8 protein-coding genes, 1 pseudogene and 1 CRISPR repeat array are annotated in these 17,930 nt (G+C 47.0%); all 9 genes and pseudogenes read right to left on the bottom strand.

The annotated features are described in order from the left end of the window. Nucleotides 1-14: 14 nt before the first annotated feature. Nucleotides 15-794 (bottom strand): spermidine/putrescine ABC transporter permease PotC, encoded by a 780-nt coding sequence (gene potC / locus BDE27_RS13770; RefSeq protein ID WP_099132589.1) that lies wholly within the window; start codon nucleotides 792-794, stop codon nucleotides 15-17. Then, nucleotides 791-1,651 carry a spermidine/putrescine ABC transporter permease PotB gene (gene potB, locus BDE27_RS13765; RefSeq protein ID WP_099132590.1) on the bottom strand — a complete coding sequence of 287 codons (861 nt, stop codon included), beginning with the start codon at nucleotides 1,649-1,651 and terminating at the stop codon, nucleotides 791-793. The genes potC and potB overlap by 4 nt, the downstream gene beginning before the upstream one ends. Continuing rightward, nucleotides 1,635-2,750, bottom strand: coding sequence for a spermidine/putrescine ABC transporter ATP-binding protein PotA (potA, locus tag BDE27_RS13760; protein ID WP_099132591.1), 1,116 nt, complete (start codon nucleotides 2,748-2,750; stop codon nucleotides 1,635-1,637). The genes potB and potA overlap by 17 nt, the downstream gene beginning before the upstream one ends. Before the next feature lie 598 nt (nucleotides 2,751-3,348). Continuing rightward, nucleotides 3,349-10,161: direct repeats of the CRISPR family, unit length 29 nt; unit sequence CGGTTTATCCCCGTACTCACGGGGAACAG. 190 nt (nucleotides 10,162-10,351) lie between these two features. Then, nucleotides 10,352-10,951 carry a type I-E CRISPR-associated protein Cas6/Cse3/CasE gene (gene cas6e, locus BDE27_RS13750; protein ID WP_099132593.1) on the bottom strand — a complete coding sequence of 200 codons (600 nt, stop codon included), beginning with the start codon at nucleotides 10,949-10,951 and terminating at the stop codon, nucleotides 10,352-10,354. Further along, nucleotides 10,942-11,610 carry a type I-E CRISPR-associated protein Cas5/CasD gene (gene cas5e / locus BDE27_RS13745; RefSeq protein ID WP_099132594.1) on the bottom strand — a complete coding sequence of 223 codons (669 nt, stop codon included), beginning with the start codon at nucleotides 11,608-11,610 and terminating at the stop codon, nucleotides 10,942-10,944. The genes cas6e and cas5e overlap by 10 nt, the downstream gene beginning before the upstream one ends. 2 nt (nucleotides 11,611-11,612) lie before the next feature. Beyond that, the gene (cas7e, locus tag BDE27_RS13740; protein ID WP_099132595.1) at nucleotides 11,613-12,704 is read right to left on the bottom strand and encodes a type I-E CRISPR-associated protein Cas7/Cse4/CasC; all 1,092 of its coding nucleotides are present in this window, start codon (nucleotides 12,702-12,704) and stop codon (nucleotides 11,613-11,615) included. A gap of 12 nt (nucleotides 12,705-12,716) precedes the next feature. Next, nucleotides 12,717-13,214 carry a type I-E CRISPR-associated protein Cse2/CasB gene (gene casB / locus BDE27_RS13735; RefSeq protein WP_099132596.1) on the bottom strand — a complete coding sequence of 166 codons (498 nt, stop codon included), beginning with the start codon at nucleotides 13,212-13,214 and terminating at the stop codon, nucleotides 12,717-12,719. Nucleotides 13,215-13,216: 2 nt separating this feature from the next. Continuing rightward, a complete protein-coding gene (casA, locus tag BDE27_RS13730; protein ID WP_099132597.1) occupies nucleotides 13,217-14,731 on the bottom strand; it encodes a type I-E CRISPR-associated protein Cse1/CasA in 1,515 nt (504 codons plus the stop codon). Nucleotides 14,732-15,122: 391 nt separating this feature from the next. Then, nucleotides 15,123-17,802: pseudogene (gene cas3 / locus BDE27_RS20505) on the bottom strand (CRISPR-associated helicase/endonuclease Cas3). Nucleotides 17,803-17,930 lie beyond the last annotated feature (128 nt).

Below are 17,930 nucleotides of genomic sequence, written 5' to 3'. Positions count from 1 at the left end.
CGCTGAAAAGAAGATTAAGACTTCCCTATGCGATCACGCATCACAAATTGGCTAATCAGCACCAAAACCAACGACATAAGTAACAAAATCGTTGCTAATGCGTTCACTTCCGGCGAAATTCCCACTTTTACCATGGAATAGATCTTAAGTGGCAAAATCTCGTAGCTTGGCCCTGTCACGAATGAGGAAACAACCACATCATCCATCGATAAGGTAAAGCTCAGTAACCAACCTGCCATAACCGCCGGCATCGCCAGCGGCAGAATGATTTTTCGCAGGATAGTCAATTCGCCCGCGCCCAAATCACGTGCCGCTTCCAGCATTTTGACATCGAAATCTTTCAGACGGGAGTAAACCGTTATCACCACAAACGGCAAGCAGAAGGTGATATGCGAAAACAGCAATGACCAGAATCCCAGTGAAACGCCGAGCAGCATAAACAGTACCAGCAGTGAAATCGCCATCACGATATCCGGCGACATCATCACGACAAACAGCATACCACCAACAAACTTTTTGCCACGGAATGAGTAACGATACAAGGCGACCGCAGTCAGGGAACCAATCAAAGTGGCAAACGTGGCGGAAGTTACCGCCATCGTCAGGGAATGGCCTGCCGCTTGAAGCAGGCTGTCATTGGCGAACAGCAAACTATACCATTCAGTGGTAAAACCCTGCCAGCGAATGCCGAAACGTGATTGGTTAAACGAGCTTACCAACAGGATAATAATCGGGATATACAGGTAAGCATAAACGATGGTCATGAAGCCACCGCGCAACAGGCGTCCGATCATTCCAGTTCCACCTTCTTGTTCAGCAGCTTGGCCGCACGATAATAAACCAATAACATCAATCCCATTACCAACGTCAAACAGATGCTGGTCGCCGCGCCAAACGGCCAGTCACGGATATTGAGGAATTGGCTCTTAATCACGTTCCCGATCAGCAGATTCTTCGCCCCGCCCATCAAGTCAGCCACGTAGAATAGCCCCATCGCTGGCAGCAATACCAGCAAACAACCGGCGATAATGCCCGGCATGGTCAATGGCACAATGATGCGGATAAAGGTCTGCAATTTCCCCGCCCCTAAATCGCGTGCCGCTTCCAGACAGGATTTATCCAGCTTCTCAATGCTGGAATAGAGTGGCATCACCATAAACGGCAGCAAGATGTAAACCAGACCCAACACAACCGCTTCGGGGGTATACATGATGCGAAAGGGTTTATCGATAAGCCCCATCCACATCAGAAAATCATTCAAATACCCGCGGGTGCTGAGGAACATCTTTAAACCATAAATACGGATTAACGAGTTCGTCCAGAACGGCACGATCAACAGGAATAGCATCAGGGGACGCAGTTTCTCCGGCATACGGGCCAGAAAAAAAGCGAACGGATAGCCAATCACCAGACAGCACAACGTCGCTATAATTGCCATATTCAGTGAATGCAGCAGCACCTCGGCATACAGCGGATCGAACAAGCGGCTATAGTTATCCAGCGAGAATACCATCTGCACTAAATTGGCATCATCACGGGTCAGGAAGCTGGTTCCGATGATCATCAGGTTCGGCAAAAAGACGAACAGCATCAGCCAGGATACGATACCCGTAATGACGATATTCTGGAATAGTTTACGCGTCTTCTTCATCGACCAGCACAACCTCCCAGCTTTCTACCCAAGTAACGGCAATCTTCTGGTTCAGGGAATGGTCAACATCAGGATCATCTTCGTTGAAGAATTCGCTCACCATGACCATCTTGCCATTTTCCATTTCGACCACGGAATCCAGCGTCATCCCTTTGTAGTTACGCTCACGAACATAACCAATCAGTCCCGATACCTGCTCACCGTTGTTGATCTCTTCCACGCGCAGGTCTTCCGGGCGCAGCAATACTTTCAACGTTTGCCCAACTGTCACTGGCAGCGAAGTGAAAATATCACACTCGTGGCCTTCAACATTGGCGCGTATCCGTTGATCATCAATACGATGCAGTACTTCAGCATCAAAGATATTGATTTCGCCGATAAAGCGGGCAACAAACAGGTTTTTCGGCTCTTCGTAAATCTCACGCGGAGAGCCATCCTGTTCAATACGTCCGTTACGCATAACCACGATACGGTCTGACATGACCAGTGCCTCTTCCTGATCGTGGGTCACGAAGATAAAGGTAATGCCGAGCTTACGCTGGAGCGCCTTTAGCTCATTTTGCATCTGCTTGCGCAACTTGTAATCTAGCGCGGATAGTGATTCATCCAGCAGCAAGACTTTCGGTTTATTGACAACCGCACGGGCAATCGCCACACGTTGCTGTTGACCGCCGGAAAGCTGGACAGGTTTACGCTGGGCAAACTCTTCAAGCTGAACCATGCGCAGTGCTTCCTCAACACGCGGAGCAATCTCTATTTCCGGTGTTTTCTGCATCCGAAGTCCAAAAGCGACATTTTCAAATACGGTCATGTGGGGGAACAGGGCATAACTTTGGAAAACCGTATTAACGTGACGGTGCTCGGCGGGAATATCAGTAATATCCTGCCCTTCCAGTAAAATTTTGCCGCTGTTTGCATCTTCCAGCCCGGCAATCAGGCGGAGTACTGTGGTTTTGCCACAACCGGATGGCCCAAGAATGGTCAGGAACTCGCCATCATTGATTGTCAGATCGAGCTGTGAAATAACTTGTTTACCGTCGAAGCCCTTACTCAAGGCTTTCAATTCAACGAGTGGTGTCAGAGAGGTGTTCTCAGTCATTTATGCTATCATCTATCCCTTGGAATAATGCAGATAGAACCGCCACGGGAAAAGACTGTGTTAGCTAGCAGGAGGCATCATTTCTCCGCTAAAGCTCAAAGCCAGTGGCGCCGGTTGAAAATACGAAGCGCGCATCATAAACGCAGTAAGCCCAAATTGAAAGCTGAAACAATGACAATATGTCATTTTTTATTACTATTTTATGAATGATAACAACGTGCCCTATTTTGCTCCGGATTTTACCGGATGGAAATAGTTTACTATAGGACGATTTCAACCATTTTTTATCTGTCTTATTTTCAATAGGATATAACATGTCCCTCCCATCATGCTGGAAACTCGCTATTCCCTTATACCTCAACGACTCAACGATATTTTTATAGCGATACAGATTATCAATAAGTTGCAAAGATTAAATAGAAAAGATGTTTGATATATCACCATAAGCTCCTATCACACTGAAAAGCCCTCCATGACTTGAGTTCTCCACAGGCTATAAACACCTCTATCTGCAACAAAGTGATATGATAAACACTATATTTATTTCCGTATGTATGGGGAGCAGTAAAATGAGAGAAGGGAACCTCTCTCGCTATTGCGGTTTATCCCCGTACTCACGGGGAACAGTAGATTGTCTATCCTGCATTGATGTTACTACACGGTTTATCCCCGTACTCACGGGGAACAGGGCGTTCAATGAACTCTGAGATTATTGCAGCGCGGTTTATCCCCGTACTCACGGGGAACAGTAAATAAACTCCATGCCCGTTTGATTAAATTGCGGTTTATCCCCGTACTCACGGGGAACAGGACGAAGACCGACATCCACGTCAATAGAGACCTCGGTTTATCCCCGTACTCACGGGGAACAGGATAGCATTTTCTGCTTACCCTCAAAACGATAAGGTTTATCCCCGTACTCACGGGGAACAGCAGCAAAGCTAAACGAAAAGGTTGTTTACGGGCGGTTTATCCCCGTACTCACGGGGAACAGGGTGATATTCCGCTTCCTCGACAGGACAGACTCGGTTTATCCCCGTACTCACGGGGAACAGTTTATTTGCAATGTTATTTATTCCTACTATTGCGGTTTATCCCCGTACTCACGGGGAACAGATAGCGATGCGCAAAAAAATCCAGGATGCCATCGGTTTATCCCCGTACTCACGGGGAACAGAGCACCTGTTGACGTTTGAACACTGGATAACCCGGTTTATCCCCGTACTCACGGGGAACAGATATAGCCAAGCTTTGCGAAGCAGTAGAAAAACGGTTTATCCCCATACTCACGGGGAACAGTGATGCTCAATCAGCCAATTAGTGTCAATGTCCGGTTTATCCCCGTACTCACGGGGAACAGGCAGAGCAGGCCAGACAGCTTGCCGCGCCCCGGCGGTTTATCCCCGTACTCACGGGGAACAGATATATTGCACATTATAACGTTCGGTCAGTTCCGGTTTATCCCCGTACTCACGGGGAACAGTTCTATGATTATCGGACTGTAGATATTTGTCTCGGTTTATCCCCGTACTCACGGGGAACAGTTCTATGATTATCGGACTGTAGATATTTGTCTCGGTTTATCCCCGTACTCACGGGGAACAGATTAGTTAAGGCTGACATGATAAATGTGCGAGCGGTTTATCCCCGTACTCACGGGGAACAGATCTTTATTTTCGGTTGGTGATTTTTTATCAACGGTTTATCCCCGTACTCACGGGGAACAGGCATTGGATTTCATTAAAGAAGTTCAAAAAGATCGGTTTATCCCCGTACTCACGGGGAACAGAATATCATATGTTTCATAGTCACCATCGCTATCGGTTTATCCCCGTACTCACGGGGAACAGACTGTTCATGACATCCGCCGGACAGGGTCAACCGGTTTATCCCCGTACTCACGGGGAACAGACGTCAAGCAGAAAAGCGGAGGCGGGGATTCGCGGTTTATCCCCGTACTCACGGGGAACAGGTACTACATCCATTTTAGAAAAATACTGATCGCGGTTTATCCCCGTACTCACGGGGAACAGTTTCACAATCTGTATTGATGGGTATTTTATTTCGGTTTATCCCCGTACTCACGGGGAACAGTCTATTTCCAGCCCCGGCTCGCCATCGATCTGCGGTTTATCCCCGTACTCACGGGGAACAGTCCTACGTATGATGAATTGCAATTACAGCTAGCGGTTTATCCCCGTACTCACGGGGAACAGGGATAGATTGCCAACGGTAGCCATCGGGAAGAGCGGTTTATCCCCGTACTCACGGGGAACAGATAATTTTACATTTTTAGAAAATAGTTATTGACGGTTTATCCCCGTACTCACGGGGAACAGGTTCCGTTGGCATCGTGCGCAACTACGAGCAGGCGGTTTATCCCCGTACTCACGGGGAACAGGATATTGGCATCAGTAAATCACAATTGCAAAACGGTTTATCCCCGTACTCACGGGGAACAGTCAGGGCGAAAATCTGTATATGAAAAATTATGCGGTTTATCCCCGTACTCACGGGGAACAGGAAATTCTGCCTGAAATGGCGAGGGTTACTGTCGGTTTATCCCCGTACTCACGGGGAACAGCAGCAGCCACTTCCTGCGGCTAACTCTATGCTCGGTTTATCCCCGTACTCACGGGGAACAGGGTATTAGTATTGTCGATGAAACTCCATATTTCCGGTTTATCCCCGTACTCACGGGGAACAGTTTTTGTGGATCATTGATTGCACCGGGTAGCGCGGTTTATCCCCGTACTCACGGGGAACAGGAATATTAAAAAGTCCCGGATTTACGGGTTATTGGTTTATCCCCGTACTCACGGGGAACAGGAATATTAAAAAGTCCCGGATTTACGGGTTATTGGTTTATCCCCGTACTCACGGGGAACAGTTCTTTGCACCATCAGCAGCGATTTTTGCAGCCGGTTTATCCCCGTACTCACGGGGAACAGCGAATAAAACCAGAACCATTAGTTTCTATAACCGGTTTATCCCCGTACTCACGGGGAACAGTTTCTCACTCATCGTAGTCTCTCCGTCGCTGTCGGTTTATCCCCGTACTCACGGGGAACAGACGCGGCTATAAAGCTGTTTATACTCACCGCGCGGTTTATCCCCGTACTCACGGGGAACAGTTTATGGCGAGCTGGCGAAACTGGCGCGCGGGCGGTTTATCCCCGTACTCACGGGGAACAGTATTTCTCACCCAAGAGCGCCATGTTTAGTGACGGTTTATCCCCGTACTCACGGGGAACAGCCTAAAGCCCTATAATTTTTTATTGCAGTTGTCGGTTTATCCCCGTACTCACGGGGAACAGAATGGATTCGAAGAATGGCAATAATTCGCTTTCGGTTTATCCCCGTACTCACGGGGAACAGGCCAATCCCGATAACCGCCGCAGCGGTTTCACCGGTTTATCCCCGTACTCACGGGGAACAGTCATCAAAATCATAGCCCACAAGCATTATGACCGGTTTATCCCCGTACTCACGGGGAACAGTGTTGATATTTGCCACTCCGTTCTCAAGTGCGCGGTTTATCCCCGTACTCACGGGGAACAGTTCCAAAAGACCGTCGCCCCACGAGGCAAAGTCGGTTTATCCCCGTACTCACGGGGAACAGAACCCCTTGAGCCAGTGACTGCTCAACGTTGGCGGTTTATCCCCGTACTCACGGGGAACAGGGCGAGGGAAAAGAGTCCAGTTTCCGTACCACCGGTTTATCCCCGTACTCACGGGGAACAGGCTTTGATTTGGGCAACGCCCGTTTTTCCCTGCTGGTTTATCCCCGTACTCACGGGGAACAGGTGAGCGTAGTAACTCAGCAAAATACCGTAGGCGGTTTATCCCCGTACTCACGGGGAACAGCAAGGAGTTAAGTTAAAGGAGAGAATTGCCCCCGGTTTATCCCCGTACTCACGGGGAACAGGCGGTGTCGTTTTGGGTGTCCACCACGGAACCCCGGTTTATCCCCGTACTCACGGGGAACAGGCGCCGCACATGATTTCGGCTATCTCATCTTCCGGTTTATCCCCGTACTCACGGGGAACAGGGATGCTTTCTTGCTGGGTGGCGTTGATAGCAACGGTTTATCCCCGTACTCACGGGGAACAGATCATAATCACTAAGCCGCCTTTCGTAGCTATCGGTTTATCCCCGTACTCACGGGGAACAGCCAATATTTATATTCGTGATACAGCCAATTTACGGTTTATCCCCGTACTCACGGGGAACAGATATTCCAAGAAATGAGCAGGTTTATTGTAGACGGTTTATCCCCGTACTCACGGGGAACAGTACTGTTAGGTACATTTAACGGCATTCATTACCGGTTTATCCCCGTACTCACGGGGAACAGTGCCTCTTTCTAATTTTCAGTTACCGAAATGCCGGTTTATCCCCGTACTCACGGGGAACAGGATATGCCCATCAGCGAGGGCCTGCTGGAACCCGGTTTATCCCCGTACTCACGGGGAACAGGCATCGCCGACCGTGACTAAATCCCAGAGTGACGGTTTATCCCCGTACTCACGGGGAACAGCGGTATCCTGACCTGACATTCTCGGCCTCGCGCGGTTTATCCCCGTACTCACGGGGAACAGATTGGTGTACCATTAACTGATTTTTTTGTTTGCGGTTTATCCCCGTACTCACGGGGAACAGGCCGGACTTGACGGCATCAATGGCCTCCTGTCGCGGTTTATCCCCGTACTCACGGGGAACAGTATTTCGCTTTGGATTAAATAAGCAGTTCCATCGGTTTATCCCCGTACTCACGGGGAACAGAGCTGATTTTGTAGAGCAGGCTATCTTAAAAGCGGTTTATCCCCGTACTCACGGGGAACAGTGTTTTTCTCTATGAGATTTTTAACAGCAAACCGGTTTATCCCCGTACTCACGGGGAACAGCAAATCGCAACTATCTGAAAAATTTACAGACACGGTTTATCCCCGTACTCACGGGGAACAGGCCACTATGCGATGCGCACCACCGACGCCCCGCGGTTTATCCCCGTACTCACGGGGAACAGGGTTCTATTGGGATCTGTCCCATTGTTGTTGGCGGTTTATCCCCGTACTCACGGGGAACAGTCATCCCACAACTGATGTAATAAGACTGCATTCGGTTTATCCCCGTACTCACGGGGAACAGGTTTTCCAACTGCGCTGCTCGCATTTCTTGCGCGGTTTATCCCCGTACTCACGGGGAACAGGCAATTCTGTTCAAGCGTTGTTCTTCTTTTTGCGGTTTATCCCCGTACTCACGGGGAACAGTAAGCATTGGCGATAACCGTCGTCTCCCCCATCGGTTTATCCCCGTACTCACGGGGAACAGCATTAATTTTTAAGTTTATAGCACTTTCAACCTCGGTTTATCCCCGTACTCACGGGGAACAGACGTCGGCATTATCTTTTGATATGACGTAATACGGTTTATCCCCGTACTCACGGGGAACAGCCAGTATATTTCGGGACGTAGTGGCGATGGATCGGTTTATCCCCGTACTCACGGGGAACAGTAAAACAAAATACTGATGCGTTTATTGCCACCCGGTTTATCCCCGTACTCACGGGGAACAGCTCATAGCCCAAGAATGTGTGTTTCATCATTTCGGTTTATCCCCGTACTCACGGGGAACAGTTCGCCTGAGAGAGTGAGGGTGATTTTTATTACGGTTTATCCCCGTACTCACGGGGAACAGCGACTCTCTAACCTAGACTGGAAGTTCTTTTTCGGTTTATCCCCGTACTCACGGGGAACAGATCGCGATACAGCATGATGATACTGTCCGCATCGGTTTATCCCCGTACTCACGGGGAACAGTTCATTAAGTTTGATGACAAGACGTGGAAAGGCGGTTTATCCCCGTACTCACGGGGAACAGGAAACCATGAGTCAGAACCTGGCGGTAAGGGGCGGTTTATCCCCGTACTCACGGGGAACAGGATGCGTTCTTGTTGGGTGGTGTTAATAGCAACGGTTTATCCCCGTACTCACGGGGAACAGTGCGTCAGGATGTCAGAATTACGCTAACTGTACGGTTTATCCCCGTACTCACGGGGAACAGTGACGCACCAAACAAAATTTTAATTCGCATAACGGTTTATCCCCGTACTCACGGGGAACAGGCGTTGCACGCATCGCTAATATTCATAACGTTCCGGTTTATCCCCGTACTCACGGGGAACAGCGATAGCAATATTGATTGCGTCCTGATTACACCGGTTTATCCCCGTACTCACGGGGAACAGATCAACAGAGACAATTTTCACTGTACAACGGCCGGTTTATCCCCGTACTCACGGGGAACAGTGTCACACCCGTAACGCCATGGACTCGACCGTCGGTTTATCCCCGTACTCACGGGGAACAGCTGTATCCAATTTGGATGTCTGACGCAGTGTTCGGTTTATCCCCGTACTCACGGGGAACAGGATGATGTTATTGATAAATACAAAGGGGCTGACGGTTTATCCCCGTACTCACGGGGAACAGTATATCGTTAGCACAAATAATGATTAAAATCTCGGTTTATCCCCGTACTCACGGGGAACAGCTATCAGTGTCCAATTGCCCTGTATTTAAATGCGGTTTATCCCCGTACTCACGGGGAACAGCCGCCACGGCAGGCCCGTGGTACAGACACCGGCGGTTTATCCCCGTACTCACGGGGAACAGACTGGAACCCAATACCAATACATTTTCGCCTACGGTTTATCCCCGTACTCACGGGGAACAGTTCTATGTATGCGATACAGGCAGCCCGTGAATCGGTTTATCCCCGTACTCACGGGGAACAGAGCGAAACCACACAGAGCAAAAGAGATAATAGCGGTTTATCCCCGTACTCACGGGGAACAGTTCCGCCAAATTTCAATACTCGCATTAACGTTCGGTTTATCCCCGTACTCACGGGGAACAGCGGTTCAAGGTATGAACGATAAACATCGACTCTGGTTTATCCCCGTACTCACGGGGAACAGAAATTGTTTGTTGAAGGTAATGGTATACATCTCGGTTTATCCCCGTACTCACGGGGAACAGGTTGGTTTTCCATTGTTTCCTCTGCATTCAGCCGGTTTATCCCCGTACTCACGGGGAACAGCAGCCCAGTCCAACGCCCTACCTGTCAGTTCCCGGTTTATCCCCGTACTCACGGGGAACAGGCAGGTCGATAATACAACGAACTTACTCAGGATGGTTTATCCCCGTACTCACGGGGAACAGGCGGCTATTGATATCCAGCTCCCATCCATTGAACGGTTTATCCCCGTACTCACGGGGAACAGACACAATATTTTATGGATTTAACTGTTAATTTCGGTTTATCCCCGTACTCACGGGGAACAGCGTTTTTTCTATCAGGTTTATTTTCTGGCAGGCGGTTTATCCCCGTACTCACGGGGAACAGACTAATTATATCTATTTGTTTTTAAAGAGCTTATTTGATATAAATAATTCCACCACGTTTTTTACTTAAAAAACGCATTTTATTAAATATAAAAATATTTGTTTTTCAAAATGTTAAAAAAGACAAAACTTAAACCATCCCGATCTACCGAAATTCCCTATACGAAAAATTTGTGCTACGAGGATCATCTCTAACTCAAACCCAAAGAGAGTAAACCACAACCCATAGCTTTAGCCGGACCAATTCCTTGACTTAAAAGAGTAATAAAGGATTCATTTTCCTGTACGATGATTTGCCCTTCAAAACATATTGGCTGAATTTTTCCCCTAATATCATCTTTGTAAAAATAGATTGGGGACTCCGGTGTTACCCAAGCCGTCGATAACAGCGCCGCTCCTGCTAATTTGCGCGATAACCACTGCAACTGTTCCTCCTCATGAATGAGCGGTACTCGGCAACCTTTGATCTTACCGTTGCGATCACGGCGCTGTTCTCCGTCTTTAATAGTCTTAATCGGATTAGCCCGTAACTTAAAACGTAGCTTGGCACCATTCGGAATAGACCACTGAATAGGTTTACTCACGATAACCTGAGCCGCTTGCGCTGACGAAGGTGCCTGCACTGATTGCAATAAAGCTTCCGCACCACGACCAAAGTGTTGAGCCTCAATCCGAAAGAGAAAATCACGTGCATCATTAGGACGATGAGGAAAAAGTTGCCACAAAGCCCGATGCAATTGATAGGGATCTTTTGCCCATCGCCAGTCAATCCAGACTTTGCTTAAGAACATGGCAAATCTCCCTGAATAACAAACCAATCATGTGTCGAAAACTGACGTGGTAAGGCAATAATAGGCTCATCACGAACATGTAAAGGAGGGGCTTTGGGATTGATAGCCTCTTCGCTATAAATAGTTCCTCCGCCACCGAATTGATTTAATGCCAATCGGGGATTATCTGCCTCACACTGTCCCAAATAGAGTGGATGACTCAATGGGCAACTGCGTCTTCCCAAATAGGGAGTAAACCACGGCTTCTGAACTGAAGTGACTAAATTCACTAGTTTGTAATGACTGTTGGGTAAACACCAAACAGCTACGGTAAAATGGGCATCACAGAGGTATTCACGCCAAGTTTGGATGGTGTCATGGCTTTTCAAACCAACGTAATCGACTCTAGCATCCTTAATGGTGTGATAATCCGTAATTTTGCTCAACTCCACAAACTTATCACCCAATTTATGATCATCACAACGCACCGCGAAACGCACACTGTCGGACAAGGCCTGAAGTAACTCTTTGTCATTTCGGCGTATCCCAAGACACGCCCCAAGCAATCCCAGTAAGCCACTGCGAGTGGGAAAATTAGCGGTAGGACGCATACCTTCAAACGTGGGCTGCCCCCAAAACTGCATGGGGCCGGAAAGGCGTAATATGAGATAAGAAGCCATATTTAACCCTCACCGTTACTACGGATCCAGTTCTTCAGTTCTTCCAATCCTGATTTGGACAAAACACCTTCCGGAAGCGTTGTATTCAACAAAGAGAATTGCGCAGCCGATCCAGTTAGTCCATACACTTGGGCAACACGGTTCCAGTAATTTGTGAACGCTTCAATAGAAGGTTTGAGATAGCCATCCTGTTTTGCTTTGACAGGTGTTTCAAAAGCGTTGGCCATAGACACTGGTACATCAGAAAAGTTGACGATTACCAAATCCGCTGGATTAAACGCCGCGAATGTACGTTGTTTCGCATTCGGTGTTTCCGTCGCCAACATATGCGCCAGATGTGCGGCAATATCTAGCACCTTACTGCGTTCAATCCCCCCCAGATTCTCCTGTAATTGCGCAAGATTCAGGCTGGCATAGCGGTAGAAAACACCAGCAGAGAATTCCTGAGTTCCCAAATGAGCAGAGCCCAGATCTTTTAAATCATCAACGGCAGAAAACCAGTCAATATCCGATTCCACAGCATGTGTAGTGATAGCATGTGCGATGGACATAGCACCATCTACTTTACCCAGCTGACTCATCAGGCCGCTAGTCGCCATACGGCCACTTAACGCCACGTCAACGCCATTTTGTAAATTAGCACGCATAGCCGCAATATGCGGTTTCAGTTGCTTTGCCAATTTTTTGGCATCAAGTTTTTCAGCATCTGCTTGAGCAACCTGTTCACAGAACCAGGCGACTTCTTCTGTTACCCAGGGAAATACCGCATCCCCAATTATTTCCTTCGCATCATCAATGTCTTTTCCTATCAATAGAGCTAGTGAACGATCAATCAGCGCTGTTTCAAAGCGTGCTCCCAAACGTTCATGTAAAACATTTCTAAGTTCAGCCAGTTGAATAGTACGAATACTCGACTCCCCCAGATGTCGCATGTAGTAGTTGCTTTTACGCATTGCTCGTTTAAGACTTTGGCTGGAAATACGCACCCGACGCTTGCCACCAAAGATAGCGTCTTTTTGCATATCCATATCATCACGGTTCAGGCAAGCCGGGCTATGGGAGATTAGTACGTGGAAGTTAATAAAATTGTTCATTATGTTACATCCTTATGCGGTTTTCTTTTTAGGAGGAAGAGCAAGTATGAAATCTTCTAAGATCTGACGGCGAACATGTTGATTCCACCGTATTAATTGCTTGGCCAACGCTGGCCAGTAAAGCTTAGGTTCAGCATGGATGAGCAAACGACGCAACTGCACCATATCGTTAGGCCAATCCGCACGCAACACTTGGTACAGCCGGCGTTCACTGATACGCTCACTATCTGCCAGCGCCTTACCCAGACTAATACCTTTGGGATTTTCTTCATCCGGTTCAGTATGTTCAATAACTTCTTTCCCTGCACTCAGACAAAACACCATACGGAGCAATGGCCATTGTTTCTCTGCCTCCTTCCAGCCGAAAGGTTGTACTAGCCGGTAAAAAGCAGGAATATCCCTTAGTTTTTCAGGTTCAGTCACACGCCTAAGTTGGGCACAAGCACCGTTATCCAGTTCCTTCCAAGCTTTGTAGAGAGCAAGTAGATCAAAATCGGAATCAAACGACATTTTTATTCTCCTTGAGGCTGACTCAAAGCAGTGAGTTGTTTGTGTAGGCTACGGCGGGCAATAGCTAATGCCTTGACCAGCTTGGGGTGATGGCGATAAGGTGCGGTCATTTGTTTAAAAAGATTAATACACAAATTATTTAGACTTTTCTTCAATTGCTCTAAGTACTCATCTGCCTGTGTAAAATCGATAGATGCCAACAAATTAGGGATAAGCAAGTCACTCTGTCGGTAATATTCTCGCTCTCCCTTTTCATGCACCGGTATTCCAGCCCCTTTGATATCATTCTCTTTGATACCTTCCGCAAAGATGTAAAGTGCCTTACGCAAAGCTGTCTTATATCCTAGGCCAATTCCGACAACTTCGTTAATCACTTCAGGATGGGTTTGCCATCCCTGATTAACAACCATCACATCATGTCGTCGCTCCAAAATTGACGCCTGATTATTACGATAACCACCCACAATCAATTGCATCTGAGCCTTGGAAAACACGCTTCTGCTTTGATCCACCACAGCAGCAGGGCGATGTCCTTCTTTTTTATCCGCTTCACGGCTGACCAGTAAACGGCTGATTTGTGTCCATGAAGGTGCAGAGGTTGTGAAGGCCAGGAATTTCTCTTCCACCACTCCTTGTTTTACCTGTAATACACGCGGAGAGTGGGGATGTGGCCATATGCCCTCCACCGAGAAATTAAACTTTTCTTTCAGGAAGCCCGTATAGCGTTGTGTGGCTTGTTGTCCGCAACCGCTGCACTGACCAACTCCCACTGGGGGGCATAATTCAATATGGTTGGGTTGCCAGAACAACCCTCTTAGTAAACCGATATGTGTCGCAGGAATGGTTGCACCTGCCTGAATCGGTTCTTGCCATACTGGCAATTGTTTAGCCTGCAAGTCTTTGCTAAACAATTGTTGCAAATAAGGTTGTGTTAGCACATTCAACCAGATCGTCGTGCGTAGATCAGCATAACGGCTATTTATTGCCTGTAATAGAGTGGTAACGGGAGCGCCTCCACGTAAACCACTTTTAAATCCTCCACCAAAACTAGGCGCATTATTAGCCTTGTTAAACAAGGCAATAACGGTACAGCCACCACACAATGCATCCCCTTGCCCCGGCTCATTAATGAAGGTGCAGTTGGTGGCGCCAGTCAATCCAGCTAACAACTTATCCATACTCGTCACGTCATTAGCTGACACACCTTTGAACTGCATAAATGGCATATCGGGGTGATCAAGCTGAAAAGTATCACTCCAGGCAGAAATTCCCTGAACGAAGTCGTCAAATGTCAGCGGCTGTTTTATACGCAGGCGCAAAGTCTGATCATCTTGCGGTGTCCAAATCACCTGAGTGAGACAAACCAGCAACTGGAGAGCAGATAGCTCCATATCATCTCTGGGCAAACATAAAATCCATTGTTCGTCCGAACACAATAATGTTTGCAGAGAAATTGTGGTGGGTATTCCCCCTGCCATCGGGCGGACAGGAATCCAATTATGAACCAGTAAATCCATCAACTTTTCCTCCCTTAACCAAAAATTTTTGCTATTTCAACAGCAACGCCAATGCCACCACCGAAAGGGATGCAATTACAATTCCCATCGGAGTGACGGAATTGATGGCGTTGATTAATAACCTGATATTTTTTACAAATTCTCTCATTCCTACACCCCTCACAAAAGTTAGAGGATTAAAGATACAGGTAAATAATATGAATAGCAAAAAAATTCAAGTTATTATGTATGTGATATATTTACTTTTTGGACAATCAAATTTATTGCCTGTTACAATCCGCAAGGTATACTGTCTTAGCGTTCCCTGCACTTGCCAGGGATAAACCGTTATTTTGTATATGGATAACATTTCAAGTTCCCAAACCCTTTTGGGATTTATCAGAGGGGATGGTTATAATACCAATACCATTCCCTGTTCATGGCTGTAACGCAATCTGCCATCCTTACTACTCCAATCCCAATCGGTAATATCGTTGTTCCCTTCCAGCCAAACTCTGTTCCATTTATCCTGAACTAAACCCAATTTTTGTTTCCATCCCAAAGGGACATTAACCTGGTTACGGGTTAATACCTCCTGCCGCTGAAATTCCCCTCGTTGTTCATAAATACTGCCATCTAACAACTGCCTTCCTACTTCTGTCACAACAAAAGGCACCAAAGGAATACTCATGGCACCATCACGAGTGACAGCTCTCTCATTACCTTCAACGTCCCGAAATCCAACTATTTCAGCCCAATCCACCATTCGCTGTGCTTTCATACGCTGAGTGAAATTATTCTCTTCAAAGACTTTCATACCTTCAGTCACCCATTGAGGCTCAGGTTCTGAAATATCTTCCCGATAAATAGGCTCAAGCCACTTGCGGTAGGCATCAGGAAAAGAAAGTGGTTTGCCCTGCAAAGCTTCAATCCATTTTTGGGTACGCCACATAACTCGAGTATGACTATAGATTTTGCCAAACCGTCCATATCCTGTGGTAATGGGGAAAAGAACGACAGCCTTAGGGTGTGCAAAATCTTCAGGACGTATCGTACACCAGTGACGATGTAATCTACCCAGACGCTGGAACAAAAGATCTACCGGACAGTGTTGGGTGATAATCCAGTCAAAATCGACATCAAGGGATTGCTCAACGACTTGGGTAGCGACCAAAATACGCCCATCACAACGGTTTCCTCCTTTACCAAAGCAACTCAGTACAGCACTCTCTTTTACCTGACGATCCACCAGGCTAAAACGGGCATGAAACAACATAACATCAACCCTGCCCGCCGCTAGCTCTTTTAGTTGCCGCCAAGCCTGTTGAGCCACATCGACTAAATTACAGATCAGACATACTTGAGCCCCCTTACGCGCAGCATCAACCATACGTTCCAATAAGGAATTATCAGGCACCGCATCTTCTGTGTAATAAGGCTCAAGATGGAGAGAGAATGTGGTAGGATATTGCTCAGGTTGATCTTGCAAGTCAAAAAACTGCGTCTCACCATTTCCAACCCAGCTAACCAGAGGATAAGGCGTATCTTCCACTGCCACAGCTTGCTCACTGTTAGCGTTATCAGGTAAGGGAACATAACTGTTTAATAACTGTTGTTTCTGTTTTTGCGGTAAGGTGGCCGACAGTAAGATTGCAGAGCTTCCGGCACGCAATTGATTATGTAAAACCGCATCCAGCAAACCGTACATATATTGATCATAAGCATGTATCTCATCGATTATCAGCACACTGCGGCCAACACCAAAGCCACGGATAAAACGATGACGGATCGGCAATACAGAGACCAGCACCTGATCGATAGTACAAACCCCGATTTGTCCTAAAAAAACCCGTTTCCGCCCCTGCGATAGCCATTCGCAACACTGGCTCCAAGCCTCTTCCTCTTGAAGATTAATCCCGCGCTGTTTGATCGCCTGAAAAGTTGTATTAAAACGCGCATTACCATGAGCAAGAATCAGGTTCGGAGCCGTGAAGAGTTTTTTCCGCTAACTTGTCCATACGATCCAGCATCGCGTTAGCCGTAGCCTGAGTCGGCAATGCAAAGATAATGCTATCAGCCAGATTGTGCTCCAATAATTTCCAGGCATAAGCCAGTGCAGCTTCCGTTTTACCAGAACCTGTCGGCGCTTCGATCAGTGTCAATCCTGAAACTACAGAAAGTTTATCAACTAGAGTCTGTACTTGCCGAGGTTGATAACCGGTATCAAGTAATGCCTGCACTGAAGCGTCCTGTTTCACCTGACCTATTAAGCCACTACGCGTCACCACACGCATAGCATCTTCTTGGTAACGCTGTTCGAAATAAGCTCGCAACTCCGCCACATCAGAGACAGCAGCAGCGCGGTAGTTAAAAGTATCTCCGGTTGACCAAGAGCCTAGCCAGTCCGCTATCGAACAAAACCCAGCCATCAAAACGGAACAATCAGGTGGAGTATCTTGTAACGAAAGACCCACTGGCGATAAAAACAACTCCGCAGCAATATCCAACCAGGCTAGCCGGGCTTGTTTATCACGAGCTGCATGGTGACGTAATAAAAATGGCAGCGGATAATCAACACAATGGATGACATCCTTTTTCTGCCTGATAACGCCATGATGGCCACATACTGCTTCTATCCAGGAGAACCAATTCTGATAAAGGTGTACTGTATCAGTAAATTCAAAGTCATCATCGTCTTCAGATGATTCTGGCTGATAGTCATTAATAAACCAATAAAGCCCTGTGGCGCCATGATCGTAACTTTGACATTCTTTGATTGAAGGTAATCGGGGTTGTTTATCTTCTGGGTTTAAAGATAACCATGTTTGTGGGGATTTATATTGAAAGCGGATATCAAATTTACCCAGATCATGTAAGGCGACAAAAAAGAGTACCCATGCCCTCACCTCACGTTCATTCCTATTTTGATGGATGCAAAACAGATGTCTTAATCCCGGACTATGATCCCACCAGTACGCAGCAACACTGACCACATCCAGAGAGTGGAAAGATAACAGATGATATTCATCTCCCTCTAAAGCTTTTAGTTTTCGCGCTTTTCCCCAATATCGTTGTATTACAGTAATATTCATTCTATTCAAATGTGATTGGATTATTGTTAAAAGAATAAATTATTATCTTTAATACTACGCTAATTAAATTAAAAATGCTGAACTGTAATTATCTCAAAATTTGCTCTATCTCATAAAAATCGATTCCA

Source organism: Xenorhabdus ehlersii (assembly GCF_003610465.1).
In the GTDB taxonomy this organism is placed as follows: domain Bacteria; phylum Pseudomonadota; class Gammaproteobacteria; order Enterobacterales; family Enterobacteriaceae; genus Xenorhabdus; species Xenorhabdus ehlersii.
The sequence above is the reverse complement of the archived record's forward strand: the minus strand, read 5'-3'. Positions and strand labels throughout refer to the sequence as shown.